The 20,105-nt window shown below is 71.3% G+C and carries 19 protein-coding genes; 6 read left to right on the top strand and 13 right to left on the bottom strand.

Going from position 1 to position 20,105, the window contains the following annotated elements; translation table 11 throughout:
• Positions 1-16 precede the first annotated feature (16 nt).
• From argC to D7X74_RS18275, 7 genes are read right to left on the bottom strand one after another with little or no spacing between them, the layout of a single operon-like run.
• Positions 17-1,087, bottom strand: coding sequence for an N-acetyl-gamma-glutamyl-phosphate reductase (gene argC / locus D7X74_RS18305; RefSeq protein ID WP_120534254.1), 1,071 nt, complete (start codon positions 1,085-1,087; stop codon positions 17-19).
• Positions 1,084-2,145, bottom strand: a complete 1,062-nt coding sequence (locus D7X74_RS18300; protein WP_120534253.1) for a DUF1611 domain-containing protein — start codon at positions 2,143-2,145, stop codon at positions 1,084-1,086. The genes argC and D7X74_RS18300 overlap by 4 nt, the downstream gene beginning before the upstream one ends.
• A 1-nt stretch (position 2,146) precedes the next feature.
• Complete coding sequence (gene argG, locus D7X74_RS18295; protein WP_120534252.1) at positions 2,147-3,334, bottom strand: argininosuccinate synthase; 1,188 nt, start codon at positions 3,332-3,334, stop codon at positions 2,147-2,149.
• Positions 3,335-3,372: 38 nt separating this feature from the next.
• Entirely contained in the window at positions 3,373-4,722 is a 1,350-nt protein-coding gene (argH, locus tag D7X74_RS18290; RefSeq protein WP_120534251.1) for an argininosuccinate lyase, read from the bottom strand.
• Positions 4,715-5,776 (bottom strand): M20/M25/M40 family metallo-hydrolase, encoded by a 1,062-nt coding sequence (locus D7X74_RS18285; RefSeq protein WP_120534250.1) that lies wholly within the window; start codon positions 5,774-5,776, stop codon positions 4,715-4,717. The genes argH and D7X74_RS18285 overlap by 8 nt, the downstream gene beginning before the upstream one ends.
• Positions 5,773-6,699, bottom strand: coding sequence for an acetylglutamate kinase (gene argB, locus D7X74_RS18280; RefSeq protein ID WP_120534249.1), 927 nt, complete (start codon positions 6,697-6,699; stop codon positions 5,773-5,775). The genes D7X74_RS18285 and argB overlap by 4 nt, the downstream gene beginning before the upstream one ends.
• Before the next feature lie 58 nt (positions 6,700-6,757).
• Positions 6,758-7,762 carry an N-acetylornithine carbamoyltransferase gene (locus D7X74_RS18275; RefSeq protein WP_120534248.1) on the bottom strand — a complete coding sequence of 335 codons (1,005 nt, stop codon included), beginning with the start codon at positions 7,760-7,762 and terminating at the stop codon, positions 6,758-6,760.
• Between the two features lie 179 nt (positions 7,763-7,941).
• Here D7X74_RS18275 and D7X74_RS18270 point away from each other — a divergent pair, with 179 nt between their 5' ends.
• The gene (locus tag D7X74_RS18270; protein ID WP_120534247.1) at positions 7,942-8,364 is read left to right on the top strand and encodes an arginine repressor; all 423 of its coding nucleotides are present in this window, start codon (positions 7,942-7,944) and stop codon (positions 8,362-8,364) included.
• On the opposite strand, the gene D7X74_RS18265 is transcribed toward D7X74_RS18270, so the two are convergent.
• Positions 8,342-8,869 (bottom strand): 2'-5' RNA ligase family protein, encoded by a 528-nt coding sequence (locus tag D7X74_RS18265; RefSeq protein WP_120534246.1) that lies wholly within the window; start codon positions 8,867-8,869, stop codon positions 8,342-8,344. The two genes, D7X74_RS18270 and D7X74_RS18265, sit on opposite strands and share 23 nt — an antisense overlap.
• 34 nt (positions 8,870-8,903) lie before the next feature.
• Positions 8,904-9,608, bottom strand: coding sequence for an NAD(P)-binding domain-containing protein (locus D7X74_RS18260; RefSeq protein ID WP_233602157.1), 705 nt, complete (start codon positions 9,606-9,608; stop codon positions 8,904-8,906).
• Between the two features lie 412 nt (positions 9,609-10,020).
• Between D7X74_RS18260 and D7X74_RS18255 the strand changes: the two genes are divergently transcribed.
• From D7X74_RS18255 to D7X74_RS18245, 3 genes are read left to right on the top strand one after another with little or no spacing between them, the layout of a single operon-like run.
• On the top strand, positions 10,021-10,911 hold the full coding sequence (locus D7X74_RS18255; protein ID WP_147446607.1) for a hypothetical protein: 891 nt from the start codon (positions 10,021-10,023) through the stop codon (positions 10,909-10,911).
• Positions 10,912-10,920: 9 nt separating this feature from the next.
• The gene (locus D7X74_RS18250) at positions 10,921-14,058 is read left to right on the top strand and encodes a tetratricopeptide repeat-containing serine/threonine-protein kinase (RefSeq protein WP_120534243.1); all 3,138 of its coding nucleotides are present in this window, start codon (positions 10,921-10,923) and stop codon (positions 14,056-14,058) included.
• 36 nt (positions 14,059-14,094) lie between these two features.
• Positions 14,095-14,832 (top strand): glutathione S-transferase N-terminal domain-containing protein, encoded by a 738-nt coding sequence (locus D7X74_RS18245; protein ID WP_120534242.1) that lies wholly within the window; start codon positions 14,095-14,097, stop codon positions 14,830-14,832.
• 75 nt (positions 14,833-14,907) lie between these two features.
• Here D7X74_RS18245 and clpB read toward each other — a convergent pair whose 3' ends face one another.
• Positions 14,908-17,535: an ATP-dependent chaperone ClpB gene (clpB, locus tag D7X74_RS18240; protein WP_120534241.1), complete on the bottom strand. Its 2,628-nt coding sequence runs from the start codon at positions 17,533-17,535 to the stop codon at positions 14,908-14,910.
• A gap of 103 nt (positions 17,536-17,638) precedes the next feature.
• On the opposite strand from clpB, the gene D7X74_RS18235 reads away from it, so the two are divergent.
• Positions 17,639-18,310, top strand: coding sequence for a hypothetical protein (locus tag D7X74_RS18235; protein WP_233595626.1), 672 nt, complete (start codon positions 17,639-17,641; stop codon positions 18,308-18,310).
• 34 nt (positions 18,311-18,344) lie between these two features.
• On the opposite strand, the gene D7X74_RS18230 is transcribed toward D7X74_RS18235, so the two are convergent.
• The 3 genes from D7X74_RS18230 to D7X74_RS18220 are packed head-to-tail and all read right to left on the bottom strand — an operon-like array spanning position 18,345 to position 19,587.
• Positions 18,345-19,004, bottom strand: a complete 660-nt coding sequence (locus tag D7X74_RS18230; RefSeq protein ID WP_120534239.1) for a hypothetical protein — start codon at positions 19,002-19,004, stop codon at positions 18,345-18,347.
• On the bottom strand, positions 19,001-19,312 hold the full coding sequence (locus D7X74_RS18225) for a DUF1844 domain-containing protein (protein WP_120534238.1): 312 nt from the start codon (positions 19,310-19,312) through the stop codon (positions 19,001-19,003). Before D7X74_RS18225 ends, D7X74_RS18230 begins: the two co-directional genes overlap by 4 nt.
• Entirely contained in the window at positions 19,309-19,587 is a 279-nt protein-coding gene (locus D7X74_RS18220) for a hypothetical protein (protein WP_120534237.1), read from the bottom strand. The genes D7X74_RS18225 and D7X74_RS18220 overlap by 4 nt, the downstream gene beginning before the upstream one ends.
• Positions 19,588-19,680: 93 nt before the next feature.
• Here D7X74_RS18220 and D7X74_RS18215 point away from each other — a divergent pair.
• Positions 19,681-20,105, top strand: a 425-nt coding sequence (locus tag D7X74_RS18215; RefSeq protein WP_199741847.1) for a thiamine phosphate synthase, incomplete at its 3' end; no start/stop codon positions are given.

The raw sequence follows: 20,105 nt of genomic DNA, 5'->3' as shown, positions 1-20,105 counted from the left end.
GCGGGGCCAGCAGGGACTACGGGTAGCAGGCCGCCTGACGCAGGCCGGTGTCCTCGTCGAAGCCGAGCGCGACGTTGAAGTTCTGCAGCGCCTGCCCGGCCATGCCCTTCACCAGGTTGTCCAGCGCGGCCATCACCGCCACGGAGCGGCCCTTGGTCGCCACGGAGATGTCGCAGAAGTTGCTGCCGGTGACGGCCGCGACGCGCGGCGTGCCCTCCACGATGCGCACGAACTTCGAGCCCTCGTAGTAACGGCGGTACTTCTCCGTCAGCGACTGCGTCACCACCGCGCCGCCGTGCTCCGGCCACTCGAACTGCACGGTGGCGAAGATGCCGCGCACCATGGGCGCCGAGTGCGGCACGAACGCCAGCCGGTGCCGGGACGCCCCGTGCGCCACCAGCATCACCTCCACCTCCGCCTCGTGCTGGTGCTCCAGCGGCTTGTACGCGCGGAAGTCGTGCGCGCGCGTCGGGTGGTGCGTGCCCTCACCCGGCAGCGAACCGGAGCCGGACGAGCCCGTCACGCCCGACACGGCCAACAGGCCCAGGCCCGGCGTGGCCGCGATGGGCAAGAGCGCCAGCTGCACCGCCGTGGCGAAGCAGCCCGGATTGGCGATGCGCCGGGCCGTCTTCACCTGCTCGCGCTTCCACTCGGTGAGCCCGTAGGTGAACGTGCCCAAGAGCTCCGGCGCGGGGTGCGGCCGGCCGTAGGCGCCCGCGTAGCGCCCCGGGTGGTCCAGGCGGAAGTCGGACGACAGGTCCACGAGCAGCATCCGGTCCGTGAGGCCCGCGTCCGCCCACTGCTTCTCCAGCCCCGCGAACTGCGACGCCAGCTCCCCGTGCCCCAGCGCGCTGAACACCACCGGGCGCGGCGAGTCCGCAAGCCAGCGCCAGTCCGGCTCCGCCTCGAAGCGGCCGTCCACCAGCCCGCGCAGGTGCGGGTGCACCTTGTGGATGGGCGAGCCGGCGTGGTGCCGGGACACCGCGCGGATGCCGGCCGCGCCGGGATGCCCGGAGAGGAGTCGCAACAGCTCGCCTCCGCCAAAACCGGAGGCTCCCAGGATGTAGATGTGCGCAGGCGTCGTCATGACTTCCTCCCCGCGCCCAGCCGGGGCGCGAGCTTCTCCACGATGAGATTTCCCAGGGCATTCGGATCCGCGCGCGCGTTGCGCGCCGGCAACCCCACCACCTGCTCCACGAAGCGCACGCCCACCGCGTTGTCCGTCGCGGGCCCGGCCACCATGTCCATCTCGATGCCGTACACCTCGCGCAGGTGCCGCACGCCACCGGCCGCGCCGACCGGGTCGTTGGCGCAGAGGATGAACGCGCCGCCCAGCGCCTTGAGCTCCGGATCCGCCAGGATGGCCTGCACGCCGTACTCACCCATGATGCCGTCGCCCGTCTCCGCGACGATGACGTCCACGTCCTGGGCCGCCATCTCCGAGAACACGATGCGCGCGACCTTGGACGCCGTGCGCGCGCCGGTGCAGACGATGCCCGCGTCGGTGAAGTCCATCACCACGTCCGCGCCGCTGTCCTGCATGGCCAGGGTGTCGCGCATCAGCGACACGCCGGTGAGCTTGGCGCCGCCCACGCGGTAGCCCGCCTGGGACAGCTTTCGCACCACGACGCTGGCCGCGTACGTCTTGCCCGCGTTCATGCACGTGCCCACCACGTAGACCACCGGACACGTCACCGCCCGCGACGTGCCCTTGAGCGCGCCCGCGGAGACGTGCGCGTGCACGCCCGCTCGGGACTGGAACTCCGGGAACGTCAGCACCTGGCCCAGGACTTCCGCCTCGAAGGGCGCGCCCACGCCGGGGTTGTGCGACGTGCACTTCCCGATGACGCCGCCCATGTTGAGGATGTGGAGCCGGTCGCCCACCGTGACGGACGTGGGCACCACGCCCTCGTAGCCGTGCAGGGCGTTGCGGTGGCCCAGCGCGCCCACAACGATGTCGCCCGCGTGCAGCGTGACGAGCCGGCCGTTCACGTCCTCCAGCTGGTTGTAGACGGTCTTCTCCCCGTGGATGCGGACCGCGATGACCGCGCCCTCCTCGCACTTCACCTCGTCCGCGAGGTGCACCGTGCGGCCCACCTGGAGGTTGCGAGTGACACTGCCCACCTTGTCGACCTGGATCTTCATGTCACTTGGCTTTCTGCGAGAGCATCTGCGCGACACCGTAGAGTTTGGCGAACCCCGCCGCTTCCGTCCCCGTCCACAACACGTTGGCCTCTCCGTACGTCGCCACCTTCGCGTCCATCAGCGAGTGCGGCGAACGCACGCCTTCCACGACGTGGATGCGCGGGGTGAGCACCAGCTTCACCTCGCCCGTCACGCGGTCCTGCGAGGAGGCGAGGAACGCCTCCAGGTCCTTCACCACCGGGTCGAAGAAGTGCCCCTCGTGGAGCAGCGACCCGTACAGGTTGCCCAGCGTCTCCTTCCAGAAGAGCTGCTTGCCCGACAGCACCAGCTTCTCCAGCTCGCGGTGCGACGCGATGAGCAGGTGCGCCGCGGGCGCCTCGAAGCCCACGCGGCCCTTGATGCCCAGGATGGTGTCGCCCAGGTGCACGCCCCGGCCGATGCCGTACGTGCGCCCCAGCGCGTTCAGCTTCTCCACGATGGCCACCGCCGACAGCGCCTTGCCATCCAGCGCCACCGGCACGCCCTTCTCGTACGACACCACCAGCGGCAGCGGCTTCAGGTCGGTGGGGATGACGCCGCCGGGGAAGGCCGCCTCGGGCAGCGTGCTCCACGAGTCGAGCGTTTCGCTGCCGCCCACGGACGTGCCCCACATGCCCTCGTTGACCGAGTACGCGCCCAGCTTCGCGGGCAGGTGCACGCCCCGCTCCGCGAGGAAGTCCAGCTCCTGCTTGCGCGACAGCCCCAGGTCCCGGATGGGGGTGATGAGCTGGAGCGTGGGCGCGAGCGTGCGAAAGGCCACGTCGAAGCGGACCTGATCATTTCCCGCGCCGGTGCTGCCGTGGGCCACGGCCTGCACGCCCAGCTTCTCCGCCATGCGCACCGCTTCCACGGCCTGGCAGGCGCGCTCGGCGGAGACGCTCAGCGGATACACCTGGCCGCGCAGCACGTTGCCGGCGATGAGGAAGCGCAGGTAGCCCTGGAAGAGGGTGTCGCGCGCGTCCACCGTGTGGTGCGCCACCGCGCCCAGCTTCAGCGCCAGGGCCTGGATGCGCTCCAGCTGCTCGGGCGGAAAGCCGCCCGTGTCCACGGTGACGGTGGTGACGTCCCAGCCCTGCTCGCGCAGGTACACCGTGCAGAACGCGGTATCGAGGCCACCGGAGAACGCCAGCACCACGGACTTCTTGCTCATGCTCAGGACTCCTCTTCTTCAAAAAGGGATGGGAAAACTCAGGCGGCCCAGACGCGCTCGGCGGCCTGGGTCTGCTGCGCGTGGGTGCGCGTGAGCCACTCGCGCGCGTCCGCCAGTTCCTCGCGCGCGGTGGCGAGGCCCAGGTTGCCGGCGCCACCCAGGTGGGTGGCCGTCAGCGCGCCGCGGTCCGGCTGGAAGGTGCCGTCGTTCAACTGACGGCCCACCTCCCGGTACGCGTCGCGAAAGGGCAGGCCCTTGGCCACCAGGGCGTAGGCATGGTGCGCGGCGTAGAGCGAGTCGTCGCACGCCGCGCGGGCCTTGTCCGCGTTCACCTTCAGCGCGGGCACCAGCCGCGCCAGCACCTCCAGGAGCGCCTTCGTGCTGGCCAGCGCCTGGAAGGTGGGGCGCTTCAGCAACTGGAAGTCACGGTGGTAGCTGGACGGCAGACCGCCCGCCACCGCCTCCACTTGGTGCGCGAGGCCCCGGAGCTCGCGGCAGCGGCCTCGCGCCAGCTCCACGACGTCCGGGTTCTTCTTCTGGGGCATGATGGACGAGCCCGTGGTGAAGGCATCCGGCAGGGCCAGGAAGCCGAACTCGTCCATGCTGTAGAGCTGCACGTCCCACAGCCACTTCTCCAGAGTGCCCGCCACCGAGCACGCCCAGGTGAGCAGCGCCGCCTCATGCCGCCCCCGACTGTCCTGCGCGTCGATGGGGCTGCGTTGAACCCGAGTGAAACCAAGCAACCGCGCGACATATTCACGGTCGATGGGAAGCGGCACGCCGAAGCCCGCCGCCGCGCCCAGCGGACAGCGATCAATCCGGCCCCACACGCCCTTGAGCGCCTCCAGCTCCTCCAGCAGCCCTTCCGCGAACGCCATGCCCCACAGCCCGAAGGTGGACGGCATCGCGCGGCGCAGGTGCGTGTAGCCGGGCAGGGGCAGGTCCGCGTGGCCCTCCGCGAAGTCGAGGAACGTGCCGGCCAGCTCCGCCGTGCGCGCGCCCAGGGCGAGCAATTCCTCGCGCAGGTACAGGCGCAGGGCCAGCAGCACCTGGTCGTTTCGCGAACGCGCCAGGTGGATGCGCTTGCCCGCCTCACCCGTGCGCTCCACGAGCGCGGCCTCCAGCGCGGTGTGGCCGTCCTCCTGCTCCGGGCGGATGACGAAGCGGCCCGCGCGCGCCTCGGCGTGCAGGTCGTGCAGGGCGGCGACGAGCGACGTGGCGGCCTCCGGCGCCAGCAGGCCCACGTGCGCGAGCATGCGCGCGTGCGCGGCGCTGCCCAGCGCGTCGTGCGGCACGAGCGACAGGTCCACCACGGGGTCGTCGCCCACGGTGAAGGCGTGGATGGCCGAGTCCAGCGGCTGGCCCTTGCCCCACAATGTCTCAGCCACGCGCCACCTCCTCGGAATAGCCGTGCAGCAGTCGTCGATAGAACGCGAGCCCCGCCTCCAGCTCCGCGCGCGTGAGGTACTCGTTCGCCTGGTGGCTGCGGAGCGTGTCGCCCGGCCCCACCTTCACCGCCGGCACGTCGCCCAGGAACGCCCAGTCGGACGTGGTGCTGGAGCCCACCGTTGCCTGTCCCGCCGCCGCCACCGCCGCGCGCACCAGCGGATGCGCCGCGTCCGTGCCCTTGGGCAGGTAGCGCGCCGAGTGCACCACCACTTCACTCTCCAGCGCCGCGCCCACGTCTTCGGCCACCTTCGCGTGGTCCATGCCCGGCGTGGTGCGCAGGTCCACGAAGAACTCGCACCGGTCCGGCACCTGGTTGCGCGCCAGGCCCCCCGACACCTGCGTCACCTGGGCCCGCGCCTCACCCAGCAGTGGGTGCGCGGGAAAGCGCAGCGCGGACACGGCCTGGATGTCCCGGGCCGCCTTGAGGATGGCGTTGTCGAGTCCACCCGTGTGCGCGTGCGCGACATGGCCAGACTTCCCGTGCGCGATGCAGCGGAGCAACAACATGCCCCGCTGCGCCGTGCAGGGCTTGAGCGACGTGGGCTCTCCCACGATGGCGGCGTCCAGCGGCCCCAGCGTGGAGAGCAGGGGCCCCAGGCCCTTGCCGCCCGTCTCCTCCTCGGCGGTGAGCGCGAAGACGTACTCCACACCCTGGGGCGCGCCTTCCTTCAGGAGCGCCTTCGCGGTGAGGAGCATGGCGGTGACGCAGCCCTTGGCGTCGTTGGCGCCCAGGCCGTAGAGGGTGTCGTCCTTCCACACGGCCTCGTGGGGCTCGGTGGTCCACCCGGCGCACGGCTTCACCGTGTCCAGGTGCGAATTGACGAGCAGGCGCTTCGAGCCGCTGCCCACGCTGAACCAGACGTTGTGGCCCTGGCGGTGCACGCGGGCACCCCAGGACTCGGCCTGGCCGGCCACGAGGTCCGCGATGCGGGCCTCGTCACCGGAGACGCTGGGCGTCGCGACCAGCGCGGTGAGCAGCTCGGTGGGGTTCAACCCCTGGCCTCACCGTGCTTCACCGGGTGCTCGCGCACGACCATGGTCCCGCTGCCCTCGTTGGTGAAAACCTCCTCCAGGAGCGCGTCGGACTGCTTGCCGCTGACCAGGTGCACGCTGCCCACGCCGCCCACGAGCGCGTGCCGCATGGCGTGCGCCTTGGGACGCATGCCGCCGGTGAGCCGGCCTTCGGCCTCCAGCGACGCCAGGTCCGCCAGCGTGGCGAGCGAGATGATGGACGACGGGTCGGAGACGTCCTTCAAGAGGCCCGGCACCTCCACCATGAAGAAGAGCTTTTCGGCATGCAGCGCCGCCGCGATGGCCGCCGCCACGGTGTCCGCGTTGGTGTTGTAGACGGCGCCGTCCTGGCCTCCGGACAGCGGGGCGATGACGGGCACGTAGTCCGCGGAGCGCAGGTGCTCCACGACGCGCGTGTCCACCGACTCGATGTCGCCCACGAGGCCGTAGTCCACCATGCGGCCCTGCGTCTCACCGGGCTCGGTGACCATGACGGGCGGGCGGCGGCGCGCCTTGATGAGGCCCGCGTCCACGCCGGACAGGCCCACGGCGGGCACGCCCGCGGCCTGGAGGTCCGCGAGCAGGTCCGTGTGCAGCTTGCCCGCGAGCACCATCTTCGCCGCGTCCAGCACGGGCGCGGAGGTGATGCGGCGGCCGGCCGCCTTCTCGATGGGCAGATGCAGCGCGTCGCAGAGCGCGTCCAGCTCCGGCCCGCCGCCGTGCACCACGACGGGGCGGATGGAGAAGGCCCACAGCAGGGCGATTTGCTCGCACGCCGTCTTGCGGGTGCGCGGGTCGCTCAGCACGGCGCCGCCCAGCTTCACCACGAAGGTCTTGCTGCGGAACTGCTTCACGTACTTCGCGGCATTGCGAAGTGCGGCGTACGGGTCGGGAGACAAGGGCACGGGGGACCTCTGGAAAGTCGAAAAGGGAGTGGAAGGGAAGGGCGGTCGGCGTGGGACTTCAGCCGCCGCGCATCCAGGCCAGGAGGGCGCGCTGCACGTGGTAGCGGTTGCCCGCCTCGTCCACGACGCGGCTGCTCGCGTGGTCCAACACCTCGTCAGAGACCTCCACGTTGCGCCGCACCGGCAGGCAGTGCAGGAACGCCGCGTCCTTGGAGGCCTTCGCCATGTGCCGCCGCGTGGGCATCCACCCGGAATACGACGCGAGCAGCGCCGCCACGTCCGCGGGCGAGTTCGCCGTCGCCGCGGTGGGACCCCAGGACTTCGCGTACACCGCGCGGCTGCCGACCAACGCCTCGTCCTGGTCGTGCGTGTAGGTGATGCTGCCGCCGGTGGCCTTCGCGTACGCCTCCGCCTCCGCGCGAACGGCGGGGTGCAGGTCGAAGCCCGGAGGATGCGCCACGCGCACCTCGCAGCCCGCGGCCGCCGCGGACAGGAGGAAGGAGTTGGGCACCGCCTTGGGCAGCGGCTTGATGTGCGGCGCCCAGGTGAGCGTCACCGGGAGCTTCTTCGTGGTGCCGAACGTCTCGCGCAGCGTGAGCGCGTCCGCCAGGCCCTGGCAGGGGTGCTCGCGCGCGGACTCCATGCTCACCACCGGCACGGTGGCCCACTTGCGGAAGGCGTTGATGACGGGGTCGGCCTCGTCCTCCTCGTCACCGCCACCCTGGGAGAAGGTGCGGATGCCCAGCATGTCCACGAAGCGCGACAGCACCGGCGAGGCTTCCTTGATGTGCTCCGCACGGTCGGTGTTCATCACCGCGCCCGGGCGGTCCTCCAGCTTCCACACGCCGGAGCCCACGTCGAGCACGATGGCGTGCCCACCCGCGCGCAGCATCACCGCCTCGAAGGAGGTGCGCGTGCGCAGCGACGGATTGAAGAACACCATGCCCAGGATCTTCCCGGGGAACAGCGCCCCAGGGTCCTTCTGCTTCCACGCGGCCGCCTGCGAGAGGACCGCCTCGACGCCTTCCGGCCCCAGGTCCTGGATGCGGGTGACATGCTTCATGGGCTTCGTGCTCCCCCGGCCGCGCCGGATGGGTGGGGATCACTGAATATGCACAGAAATGCTTGCATATTCAGCAAGGAGGCGCGGATATTATGCAGAACGGCGCAGCGCGCAAGAACATTCTTGGGGATTTTCATGCGCCTTGCGTGCGTATTCAGCCGCATGCAAGGTGAAGGTGAATGAACCTGGACGACGCCATCCTTCAGCTCATCTCCCGGCAGGAGATCACCGATCAGGCCGTGCTGCAGGAGCAGTTGGAGGCGGCGGGGCACGCGCCCAGCCAGTCCACGCTGTCGCGGCGGCTCAAGAAGTTGAGCGTGCAGAAGGTGAACGGGCGCTATCAGCGCACGGAGGCTCCGCCGGTGGTCGCGGCCATCGCGCCGCGCGTGGCCATCATCGAGGCGCCGCCCAACATGCTGGTGCTGAAGACGGCGCCCGGTTACGCGCAGATCTTCGGGGTGGCGTTGGATCGCGAGGAGGTGGCGGGGCTTGCGGGCACGGTGGCGGGCGACGACACCATCTTCATCGCGGTGAGGGATCCGTCGCTGCTCCAGGCGGTGCGCGCGACGGTGGAGCAGCTCATCCTGCGCGGCCCGGCGTGAACGGAACGCGGCGCACGAGCTCCCACGGGCCTCCCAGGTAGCGCCAGAGGAGCAGGGCCGGCGCGTGCCCGTCGAAGGAGGCCCAGCCCGCGGAGAGCTCCGCGAAGGCGGCCGTCGCGTCCCTGGGCGGGGCCTTGTTCATCAGCGTGACGTGGGGCCGGAAGGGCTGACGGTCCTGCGGCGTGAGCCACTGCGCGAAGGCGCGGGACAGCTCGCGGTGGACGGCGCCCAGGCCCGGGGCGTCCACGTCCACCGCCATGCCTCCGCCCAGCCGGCGCAGCCTTCCGAAGTGGAGCGTGGGGGCCGCGCGTCCGGCGACGGCTTCGAGCGCGGCCTCCACGCTCGCGTGTTCGCGGGGCGGCAGGTGGTGGAAGAGGGAGACGTGCGCGGGGATGAGGTTGCGCTCGGGTGGGAAGTAGCGGCGGCGCAGACCGTCCACGCGCGCGAAGCTCTCCGGATCTGCTTCGGCGGTGATGAGCAGCGGGGCTTCGGCGGACGGGGACATGGTGGATGCTCACTGTCGCCGAAGCCCGGCTTGCTCAGTGCTTCTGCTGCGAGGCGAAGTACTGCTTCACCGCGTCATCAGCGGCCTGTCGGTACTTCGGGATGCGGGTGCGGTCGGCCTCGGCGAGCGCCTGCTTCAAGCGCGCCGCATCGAGGTCCTGGGTGTAGCAGGGCGTGCCCGGCTGCTGGCGCCAGGACTCCGCGAGGCCCCCTGCGTCGATGGCATCGAAGCCCAGCTCTTCCACGAGCTGGAGCACCTTCGCCCGCGCCTCGGGGGGATCGCCCGCGACCGGCAGCGCGATGCGGCCCGGCGTGCCCTTGGGCGCGCCCTTCTCCAGGAGGCTCTTGAAGAAGATGTTGTTGAAGACCTTGATGACCGGCCGGCCGAGATGCTTCGCGACCCACTCGCTCTCGAGCAGGCCGTTGTTGATCTCCGCGATGGAGCCATCGCGTGAGGGGTAGTAGTTGCCCGTGTCGATGACGACGACGTCCTTCGGCACGTTCGCGAAGAGGTCCTTGGGCAGGTCGAGGACCGCCTTCTCGGGGATTGTCACGACGATGACCTCGGCGCCCTTCACCGCGTCGGTGATGGTGCCGGCCTTCGCGCCCGTCTCCGTCGCGAGCTCACGCAGCGTCTCCGGCCCGCGCGAGTTCGCGATCACGACCTCGTGCCCGAGCTTGACCCAACGCCGAGCGAGGGTTCCACCAATGTAGCCGGCGCCAATGATTCCAATCTTCATGTCGCACTTCCTCCTGGCGGCTCTCGTAACGTCCAAGCCGGTCCGGGCCCATACCATCGCCTGCGAGGGTGCGGCCTGTCGGATTCCGCACGTTGGCGAGCGGGTCACGGGCCACCTGCCACATCTGGGCGCCTCATTCACGAGCCCACGCGGAGGGGAACCGACCGGGTGGGGCTGTCGTCGGGGTGCCGTGGACCGCGCGGTGTCACTTGCTCGTGGGCGGCCGCAGGAAAGACCTGTCAGGTGTGCTGTGCCCGTGAGCGCGCGAGCAGGTGGGCTCCCCGGGTCGGAAGCCGTCGTCGGGCCCTCGTACAGACACTGTCCGTAGCACAGGGGGCAGGGGGCTTCCGCCGGGTCCGGCCCGTTCGCTAACGTCCGGGACGGTCGGTCTTTGGGGTCCGACCGCGACGCCATGTCGAATCTTACTTCCGAGCTGGTCGCGGCCTTCCGTGGGGGATGCGCGCGAACCCTTTCACCCGACGAGGAAGTCGGGCTCGCGCCGGTGCTGACGGAGCTCGTCGCGCGCTGCGAGCAGGCGTGGTCCGGCCCGTGGCTCAAGCCCGGCGACTTCGCCGCGCACCTGGGCCTGCACACGCCCGCGGGCGAACCCCTGGGGGACGCCCTGGCCGCGCTGTGCTGCGAGGACCTGTACCTGGCGCTGGCGGCGGTGGAGGGGCACCGGGCCGCGCTGGAGGCGCTGGAGGCCACCGCGCTGGTGCCCGCCGGACGCGCGGTGCGCCGCGTGGAGGACTCGAACGCGTTCGTGGACGAGGTGCTCCAGCTCACCCGCCTGCGGCTCCTGGTGGAGGACAGCACCCGGGCGCCACGCCTCATGGCGTACGCGGGCCGGGGGCCGCTGCGTCGGTGGGCGGAGGCCGTGGCGCTGGGCGTGGCGCTGTCGCTCAAGCGCAGGCCGGAGCGCACCAGCCCGCTGGACGACGCGGTGATCGCCGCGACGCTGGGGACGCATGATCCGGAGCTGGAGCTCATCCGCCACCGCTCCCGCCCCGCCTTCCGCGCCGCCTTCGCGGAGGCCCTGGCGGCCCTGTCCCCGCGCGACCGCAACCTGCTGCGCCTGGGGCTCGTGCAGGGCCTGGGCGTGGAGTCGCTGGGCGCGCTGCACCAGGTGCACGCCTCCACGGTGTCGCGGTGGATGGCGAAGGCCCGCGACGCGCTGCTCGAGTCCACCCGCGAGGGCCTGGCCCGGCGGCTCGCGCTGAACACCTCGCAGCTCGACAGCCTGTTGCGCGTCCTGGACGGCAGCCTGGATGTCAGCCTCGCGTCCCTCCTGAAGGAAGGCTGAAGGTCGTCCATGCCCGATTCCGCGTCCCACCTGGAGGAGGTCGAACTGCTCGACCTCGCGGACGGCGTGCCGTCACAGGCCCTGCGCGAGCGCGCCGAAGCGCACCTGGATGCGTGCGCGTCCTGCCGCGAGGCCCTGGCGGACTTCCTGCGCATCCGCGCCGCCCCCGCGCCGGACGTGCACCACGCGCGCACGGTGCTGCTCGTGTCGGAGTCTCCGGGCGCGCGCCTGTCCGCGTCGGGAATGCCGCTCATCGCGCAGGGCACGTTGCTGGGCCGCTACGTGGTGCTGGAGCGGCTGGGCGCGGGGGGGATGGGCGTCGTCCACGCGGCCTATGATCCGAGCCTCGACCGGCGGATCGGCCTGAAGCTGCTGCGCACGCTGCCCGAAGCGGGCGGCACCGGGGGCATGACGGAGCGGCTCTTGCGTGAGGCCCAGGCCGCCGCGCGCACGCGCCATCCGCACGTCGTCACCGTGCACGACGTGGGGACGTTCGGGGACGTGGTCTTCATCGCGATGGAGCTGGTGGAGGGCGGCACCCTGCGCCAGCACCTGCGGGCCTCGCCCCGGCCGTGGCGCGACGTGGTGCGGCTGTACCTCCAGGCGGGCAGGGGGCTCGCGGCGGCGCACGCGGCGGGCGTCGTGCACCGCGACTTCAAGCCGGACAACGTCCTCGTGGACAAGGAAGGCCGCGCCCGCGTGACGGACTTCGGGCTGGCGCGCGTGGAGTCCGCGACGGCCACGCCAATTGCTTCGAGGGGAATGCCCCGCATCGGCGCGGGCACGGGCGACAGCGTGTCCCCGAGCCTCGCGAACGCGGCCACCGCCGTCGCGGGCACGCCCGGGTACATCGCGCCGGAGGTGCTCGCGGGCGCTCCCGCCGACGCACGCTCGGACCAGTACGCCTTCTGCGTGTCGCTGTACGAAGGGCTGCATGGGCAGAAGCCGCCGTCGCCGGAGCAGGGGGGCCTGACGAACCGGGGCGCGGTGCCACGCGCCGTGCACGCGCTGCTGGTGCGCGGCCTGTCACCGGATCCGGGCGCGCGGCATGCGTCCATGGCGGCCCTGCTCGACGCGCTGGAGAAGGCCGCCTTCCCCGTCCTCAGCAAGAAGGTGGCGGTCGCGGGCGTGGGGGCAGGGCTGCTCGCGGTCGCGGCCACCGTCTTCGCGGTGATGAGCACTCCGCCCTGCGCGGAGGATCCGCTGCGGCTCGTGGGCGTCTGGGACGCGGACCGGAAGGCCGCGCTGCTCAAGGCCTTCCAGGCCACGGGGGCGCCGGGCGCGCTGCCCGCGCACGAGGCCGTGGCGCGCGCGCTGGATGCCTACGCCGCCTCCTGGCACGACAGCCGCCGTCAGGCCTGCGAGGCCACCCGGGGACGCGGCAGCCAGTCCGAGGCGGTGATGGACCTGCGGATGAACTGCCTGGAGCGCCGGCGCCGCGAGCTGGGCGCGCTCACGGACGTGCTGCTCACCGCGGACCGCGACAGCGTCGCGAGCGCCCCGGAGACGGCGCAGGCCCTGAGCCCGCTCTCGCGCTGCGCGGACGTGGAGGCGCTGTCGCAGCCGGTGCCCCCGCCCGAGCGTCCGGAGGTCGCCGCCCGCGTGAAGGCCGCCTACGCGAAGCTCGACGAAGCGCGCGCCCGGCTGAGCGCGGACCGGTGGCAGGAGGCGGTGGACCGCGTGGGCCCCATCGTCACGGAGGCGGAGGTCCTCGGCTACAAGCCGCTGCTGGGCGAGGCCCTGCTCGTGGAGGGCGAAGCGCGCGCCATGCTGCGCGACGAGACCGCCACCATGACGCTGCGCCGCGCGATGCTGGCGTCGCTCGCGGGCCGCGACGACCTGCACGCCACCGAGGCCGTGGTGCATCAGGTCTACATCGACGGGGAGGTCGCCCAGCGTCCGGATCAGGCGAAGGTCCACGCCGAGGAGGCCCGGGCCCTGCTGGAGCGCGCGGGAGGCAACCTGGACCTGGAGGCGCGTCTGCTGGAGTCGCAGGCCAGCTCGCTCGTGCAGCAGTCCCGCTCCGCGGAAGCGATGCCGCTGCTCCAGCAGACCCTGTCCCTCCAGGAGCGGCTGTACGGCAAGGACTCCCCGCGCCTGGCCCGGGGCCTGCTGCTGCTGTCCACGGCCCTGCGCAAGATGGGGCGCAGCGAGGAGGCGCTCGTGCACAACCTGCGCACGCAGGCCCTGCTCGAAGCGGCCTACGGCCCCGACCACCCGAAGGTCGCGATGGTGCTCAACAACCGGGGCAGCACGCTGATGGAGCTGCGCCGCTACACGGAAGCGCGCGACTGCATCCAGGAGAGCCTGGCCCGCTACGAGCGCATGTACGGCCCGGGACAGCCGGTGCGCTACGTCATCGGCCTGCGCTCGAACCTGGGCGCGGTGGCCTTCACCCTGGGCCACTACGCGGAGGCGGAGCGGCGGCTGCGCGAGGCCCTGACGATGTACCAGGCGCAGTTCCCACCGGGCTCCACCTACCGCGTGCGCACGGGCAACAACCTGGCCCTGGCGATCATCAACCAGGGCCGCATGCAGGAGGCGCTCACGCTGCTCGACGCGCTGGAGGCGGAGCGGGAAGTGGCGACCCTGGACGGGCGCAAGGATCCCATCTTCGCCCAGCCGCCGCTGAACGCGACGGAGGTCCACCTGCGCATGGGCCGGCCGGACCTGGCCGTCGCCTCCGCGAAGCGCGCGGTGGCCCTCCTGCGGGAGATGGGCGCGGAGGCCGACCTGAGCTACGCCCTGCGCAACCTGGCCAGCGCGCTCTCCCGGGCAGGCCAGCTCGCGGAGGGCTGGCGCGTGGCCCAGGAGGCCCTGGTCCTGCACCACAAGCTCGCGGGCGCCGACGCGCCGCCGTACCCCGAATTGGGACAGACGCTGGGAGAGCTGGCGCTGGAGCGCGGCGACGCGAGCGGGGCCTGCCAGTGGCTGGGCGAGGCCCTGGCGCAGTGGGAGAAGACGGAGGCCCCGCCCCTGGAGCTGGCCGTCATCCGCTTCACCCTGGCGCGCGCCCTGCGCAAGGCCCACCGCGAGCCGGAGCGGGCCCGGGCCCTGGTCACCGCCGCCCGCGACGCCGTGCTCCCCACGCCGGAGCCCCGGCTGCTGCGGGTGTCCGAACTGGAGGCCTTCCTGCGCGAGCGCTGAAGACAGACGCCGAGGACTGCTAGGGTCGCGCCCCCTATGCGAACCCTCGTCGGACTGGCCTATTCAGGGTGGACGGAGAAGGCCCGGTGGGCCCTGGATCACCACCGCGTCGCCTACCGTTTCCACAACTACGTCCCCCTCATCCAGGAGCGCTGGCTGCGCAAGCAGGTGGCCCCCGGGGTGAAGGGCTCGGTGCCGCTGCTCCTCGACCCGCCCGGCGCCGCCGTCCACGGCTCGTTCGCCATCGCGAAGCGCGCCGAGGAACTGGGCCAGGGCAGTCCGCTCTTTCCGCCGGAGCACCTGACGGCCATCACCCGCTGGAACGACACCAGCGAGCAGGTGCTGGACGTGGCGCGCACCTACGCGATGCCGCGCATGCTCGCCAGCAACAAGGCCCAGGCCGAAGCGCTGCCGAAGTTCGTGCCGGGCTGGCTGCGCGGCGCTTTCGCGCCCACCGCCCGCATGGGCATGCGCTTCGTCATGCGCAAGCACCAGGTCCCCGTCAGCACCGAGGCGCTCATCGAGTCCACCGTCGTCCCCGCATTCGAGAAGCTGCGCGCGGCGCTGGGCGGCCGGCCCTACCTGGAAGGCTCCTTCACCTACGCGGACATCACCGCCTCGGTGATGCTCGTGCTCGCGGGGCCCGTGGCGGACCGGCACCTGCCCATGGGGCCGGGGACGCGCGCGGTGTGGACCCACGAGGGGCTCGCCACCCGCTTCCCGGACCTCGTCGCCTGGCGCGACGCGCTCTACGACAAGCACCGCCGCACCTGAGGCCGGCGAAAGGAAACGGGCCGCCCCCAGCGTGGAGGGCAGCCCGTTTTCGTGCTGCGACGGCGCGTGGGGCGCCTATCCGGCCGCGGGCTTCACGCCCTTGGAGTTGTCAACCAGCACCTTGGCGAAGGTGAGCCCGTCGGGGCCCGCGTCCGCCTGGATGGTCTCTCCCGGCGCGAAGTCGCCGTTCAGGACCTTGAGCGCGAGCGGATCCAACAGGTACTTCTGCACGGCCCGCTTCAGCGGCCGGGCGCCGTACGTCGGGTCGTACCCGCGCTCCGCCAGCAGCTCCCGCGCGGCGTCGGTGAGCTCCAGCGCCAGGCGCTTGCCCTGGAGCAGCTTCTGGAGCTTCGCCAGCTGGATGTCGACGATGCGGTAGATGTCCTTGCGCCGCAGCGGCTCGAAGACGACGACCTCGTCCACGCGGTTGAGGAACTCCGGGCGGAAGTGTCCGCGCAGCGCGTCCATCACCTCGCCGCGCGTCTTCTCGTTGAGCACCTCCGTGCCCGCCATGCCGTCCTGGATGGCCTGCGAGCCGATGTTCGACGTGAGGATGAGCACCGTGTTGCGGAAGTCCACCGTGCGGCCCTGGCTGTCCGTCACCCGGCCCTCATCCAGGATCTGCAGCAGGATGTTGAACACGTCGTGGTGCGCCTTCTCGATTTCGTCGAAGAGCACCACCGTGTACGGCCTGCGGCGCACGGCCTCCGTGAGCTGGCCGCCCTCCTCGTAGCCCACGTAGCCCGGGGGCGCGCCGACGAGCCGCGACACCGCGTGCTTCTCCATGTACTCGGACATGTCGATGCGGACCATCGCCGTGTCGTCGTCGAAGAGGAACTCCGCCAGCGCCTTCGCCGTCTCCGTCTTGCCCACGCCCGTGGGGCCCAGGAAGATGAAGGAACCAATGGGTCGGTTCGGGTCCTGCAACCCGCTGCGCGCGCGGCGCACGGCGTTGGACACGGCTTCAATGGCGCTGCGCTGACCAATCACGCGCTGCGCGAGCCGGTCCTCCATGTGCACCAGCTTCTGCATCTCGCCTTCCAGCAGCTTGGAGACGGGGATGCCCGTCCACTTGGCCACCACGGAGGCGATGTCCTCGGAGTCCACTTCCTCCTTGAGGAACTTCTGGTGCTTCTGCAGCTCCGCCAGCTTCGCGTTCTGCGCCGCGACGTCCTTCTCCAGGGACGGGATGACGCCGAACTTCAGCTCCGCGGCGCGGTTCAGGTCGCCCTGACGCTCCGCCGCCGCCTGGTCGTTGCGCGCCTTCTCCTGCTTCTCCTTGAGCGTGCGCAGCGCGGCGATGGACTTCTTCTCCTCGTCCCAGTGCGCCTTCAACGTGTTGAACTTCTCGTTGAGGTTCGCCAGCTCCTTCTCGATGTGGGCCAGGCGCTCGCGCGAGTGCGGGTCGGTCTCCTTGCGCAGGCCCTCGCGCTCGATTTCGAGCTGCGTCACCTTGCGGCGGATGTCGTCGATCTCCGTGGGCATGGAGTCGATTTCGATGCGCAGGCGGCTGGACGCCTCGTCCACCAGGTCGATGGCCTTGTCCGGCAGGAACCGGTCCGCGATGTAGCGGTGGCTGAGCGTGGCCGCCGCGACGAGCGCGGTGTCCTGGATGCGCACGCCGTGGTGCACCTCGTAGCGCTCCTTGAGGCCGCGCAGGATGCTGATGGTGTCGTGCACGGACGGCTCGCCCACGAACACGGGCTGGAAGCGGCGCTCCAGCGCGGCGTCCTTTTCAATGTGCTTGCGGTACTCGTCCAGCGTCGTCGCGCCAATGCAGTGCAGCTCGCCGCGCGCGAGCGCAGGCTTGAGCATGTTGCCCGCGTCCATGGCGCCTTCGGCCTTCCCGGCGCCCACGAGCGTGTGCATCTCGTCGATGAAGAGGATGATCTCCCCGGCCGCGTCGGACACTTCCTTGAGGACGGCCTTGAGGCGCTCCTCGAACTCGCCGCGGTACTTCGCGCCGGCCACCATCGCCCCCAGGTCCAGGGTGATGAGGCGCTTGTTCTTCAGGCCCTCCGGCACGTCGCCGTCCACGATGCGGCGGGCAAGACCCTCCGCGATGGCCGTCTTGCCCACGCCCGGCTCACCGATGAGGACGGGGTTGTTCTTGGTGCGGCGGCTTAGCACCTGGATGCAGCGGCGGATCTCCTCGTCGCGGCCGATGACCGGATCCAACTTCCCGGAGCGCGCGGCCTCCGTGAGGTCGCGGCCGTACTTCTCCAGCGCCTGGTAGGTGGACTCCGCGTCCGCGCTCGTCACGCGGCCCGAACCCCGCACCTCCTTGAGGCCCGCCTGCACGCGCTCGCGCGTCACGCCCGAGGACTTCATCGCCTCGCCGACGGCGCCCTTGTCCTGGGTGAGTGCCAGGAGCAGGTGCTCGGAGGAGGTGAACTCGTCCTTCAGCGCCTTGGCCTCGTCCTCGGCCTTGTCGAAGAGCTTCATCAGGCGCTGGCTGAGCATGGCGCTCTCGCCGCCCTGCATGCGCGGCAGCTTCTGCAGCGCGTCACCCAGGCGGCCCGCGAACAGCTTCACGTCCACGCCAATCTTGCGCAGAAGGGGTTCGACGAGGCCGTCCTTCTGACCCAGCAGCGCCGTGGCCAGATGCTCCGGCTCGTAGTGGGGATTGTCGGCCCGGCGGGCGAGGGACTGACCCTCCTGGATCGCCTCCTGTGCCTTCACCGTGTATTTGTCGAGTCGCATGCCTTGAACGTAAGAGCCGCAACCCCCTTGGCAAGACGACACTCGGCGTGCGGCTTCCGATTTCCCCGGAATACTTTGAGCTGCTGGAAGCAGCCGGCTTTTCGTGGTGGCGAAGTTGCCAGGGGGTGGGGGGGTCGGTTATAGGCGGCGCCCATCACTGGGGGCTTCACTGGACGCGCACGGCGGCTATCTCGTTCGACTCGACACCTTCTCCGGGCTGGCGCTGGTGCGTCTGGCCCGGGAGGCCCTGTCGATGGACAGCGCCCCCGGAGCCACGGCGCTGCGCGTCACCATCAACCGCCGCCGCAAGGTGGTGCGTCTGTCCTTCCTGGGGCCCTTCTCCCAGGGACGGCAGGGCGCCCACTGGTACACGGCCCACCACGCGCTCGCCCGGCTGCTGTCCGCCGCCGCCAACGCCACCGTGCACGCCTACGTGTACGACGCGGACGAGGGCGAGGAGGTCATCGCCTACGGCAACGGCCGGCGGGTGGGTGGCGAGCGGGTGGTGTACGAGGAGGCGGAGCTGCCCTGCCCCCTGGATGAGCTGGACGACGAGGTCTTCACCCGCCTCCAGTCGCGCTGGCCCATGGGCCACCTGGCGTACGTGTTCGGCCTCACCCGGGACGAGCTGCTGCGCATCCCCAAGGCCCCGCTGGCCCGCGTGCTGCCCCTGGAGGGCACGGACGCGAGCGCGGAGGCGGACGCGATGACGGCCCTGGATGCGCTGCTCCTGGGCCCCGCACAGCCTCCCCGCGCGGTGACGGACGCGGGCTGACCGCTGGCGCGCGGTTTCCCGTCGCGCCGCGTCATCAGGGGTCCTCGGTGGGCCCGTCGAGCGTGATGATGACGTCGCGCACGCCCTCGCTGCGGAAGTACTGGGCGAGCAGGGCGAAGCCGCCGGCCACCAGGAGGGTGGGCAGCACGGAGGTGGCCATCAGCAGGTAGGGGACCACGGGGAGCAGGTCCGCCGTCACGGGGTCCTGGAACTCGGGCAGCTTCTTGAAGCCCTCCACCATGACGACGCTGGTGCGCTGGGCCACCACGGTCCACTGGGCCCCGTCGATGGTGCGCAGCACGGCGGCGAGGATGCCCGCGGTGCCAATCAGCTGCCGGAAGCCCTCGCGGGGCATGCCGTCGGGCGCGCGCAGCATGCGGCTGGAGGCGAAGAAGAGCAGGGTGCACACCAGGGTGAGCCCGGTGAGGACGGCCACGCGCGGCTCGCGCACGTGCTCCATGGCGGACAGCTGCGCCTCCACGATGCGCTGGGCGAAGGCGGGGTCCTTGCCCAACAGGCCCAGCGTGGGCACCCGCTCCAACTGCAGCGTGCGGTGCTTCTCGAACTCCATCAGGACGGAGGCTTCGTTGCAGGAGAGCATCCCCGTCAGGGCGGAGAGCACCAGGCAGATGGACGCGGCCCACCGCAGGCCCCGAGGTAGCGCCCCCGGGCGGCTGACTTCAGGAGGCTTCACTTCCGGCTTGCCTCCACGTAGCGCAGGCGCAGGTCGGACAGGAGGCCGTCCACCAGCTTCTCCTCCTCGGCGGTGAGGTTGCCGCGCGTCTTCTCGCGGAGCATCGCCAGGAGGTCCAGGTTCTGCCGGGCCGAGGGCAGGTCCTTCTCCACGCGGCCCGTCTCCGGGTTCGGCGCGCCCCCCAGGTGGATGAGGACGGCGGAACCCAGGCCGACGACGAAGGTGCTGAACGACAGCGACTCCTCGGAGGCGGGGCTCGCTTCCCCCGTCATCACGAAGGTCTCACCCCGCTTCTCCGAAGGGCTCATTCGGCGGCCTTGTCCTCTTCGTCGGACTCTTCCGCGTCGTCGGCGTCATCCGCCTCGTCGTCCGCGTCATCCTCCTCGTCCAGGTCGTCGTCCTCGTCGTCGTCCAGGTCGTCGACCTCGTCGCCCATCAGCGTCTCGATGGGGACGCCCTTCTCGGCCACGTCCGGCAGCTCCTCGAGGTGCTTCTTGTAGGCTTCCTCGGCCTCCAGGTTGCCGCGCTGGTAGCGCTCGGTGGTGCGCTTGTCGAGGTGCTTCGGGTTGATGCCATCCGCCATGATTCAAATCCTCGGAATTGCTTGGAAAACAGCGCGCCACCTTATAGCAGGAAGGGCGCCTGTCAACGCCGCTGTCCCTGGCACCTGGAACCGATGAACGTCCCGCCCCGTCCCGCGCTTCCCCGAGGCCCGTACCTGCTGTGCGACGACAGCCTCCGCCCGGAGCTGTCCCTGGTGGAGAAGGCCGAGCGCCTGCTGGCCGGGGGCGCCCGGGTGCTGCAACTGCGCATGAAGCACACCCCGCCCCGGGAGGCCCTGGCCGCGGCCCGGGCGGTGGTGGCGCGCTGCCGGCAGGCGGGCGCGCTGTGCCTGCTCAACGACCGGGTGGACCTGGCCCTCCTGGCGGACGCGCACGGGGTGCATGTGGGAGACGAAGACCTGCCCCCGGAGGCGGCGCGGGAGCTCTTGGGGCCCGGCCGGCTGGTGGGCGTCACCGCGCGGGGCACGCAAGGGGCCCGGGCGGCCCTGGCGGCGGGGGCGGACTACGTGGGCGTGGGGCCCCTGTTCGGCACCACGCC

Origin of the sequence: Corallococcus sp. CA047B, from assembly GCF_003612065.1 — a bacterium.
In the GTDB taxonomy this organism is placed as follows: domain Bacteria; phylum Myxococcota; class Myxococcia; order Myxococcales; family Myxococcaceae; genus Corallococcus; species Corallococcus praedator.
The sequence above is the reverse complement of the archived record's forward strand: the minus strand, read 5'-3'. Positions and strand labels throughout refer to the sequence as shown.

Bases quoted from the DNA above. Each gene is read 5' to 3' on its own strand.
- argC (WP_120534254.1), bottom strand. From the start codon at position 1,087: ATGACGACGCCTGCGCACATCTACATCCTGGGAGCCTCCGGTTTTGGC.
- D7X74_RS18300 (WP_120534253.1), bottom strand. From the start codon at position 2,145: ATGAAGATCCAGGTCGACAAGGTGGGCAGTGTCACTCGCAACCTCCAG.
- argG (WP_120534252.1), bottom strand. From the start codon at position 3,334: ATGAGCAAGAAGTCCGTGGTGCTGGCGTTCTCCGGTGGCCTCGATACC.
- D7X74_RS18275 (WP_120534248.1), bottom strand. From the start codon at position 7,762: ATGAAGCATGTCACCCGCATCCAGGACCTGGGGCCGGAAGGCGTCGAG.
- D7X74_RS18270 (WP_120534247.1), top strand. From the start codon at position 7,942: ATGAACCTGGACGACGCCATCCTTCAGCTCATCTCCCGGCAGGAGATC.
- D7X74_RS18265 (WP_120534246.1), bottom strand. From the start codon at position 8,869: ATGTCCCCGTCCGCCGAAGCCCCGCTGCTCATCACCGCCGAAGCAGAT.
- D7X74_RS18260 (WP_233602157.1), bottom strand. From the start codon at position 9,608: ATGAAGATTGGAATCATTGGCGCCGGCTACATTGGTGGAACCCTCGCT.
- D7X74_RS18255 (WP_147446607.1), top strand. From the start codon at position 10,021: ATGTCGAATCTTACTTCCGAGCTGGTCGCGGCCTTCCGTGGGGGATGC.
- D7X74_RS18250 (WP_120534243.1), top strand. From the start codon at position 10,921: ATGCCCGATTCCGCGTCCCACCTGGAGGAGGTCGAACTGCTCGACCTC.
- D7X74_RS18245 (WP_120534242.1), top strand. From the start codon at position 14,095: ATGCGAACCCTCGTCGGACTGGCCTATTCAGGGTGGACGGAGAAGGCC.
- clpB (WP_120534241.1), bottom strand. From the start codon at position 17,535: ATGCGACTCGACAAATACACGGTGAAGGCACAGGAGGCGATCCAGGAG.
- D7X74_RS18225 (WP_120534238.1), bottom strand. From the start codon at position 19,312: ATGAGCCCTTCGGAGAAGCGGGGTGAGACCTTCGTGATGACGGGGGAA.
- D7X74_RS18220 (WP_120534237.1), bottom strand. From the start codon at position 19,587: ATGGCGGATGGCATCAACCCGAAGCACCTCGACAAGCGCACCACCGAG.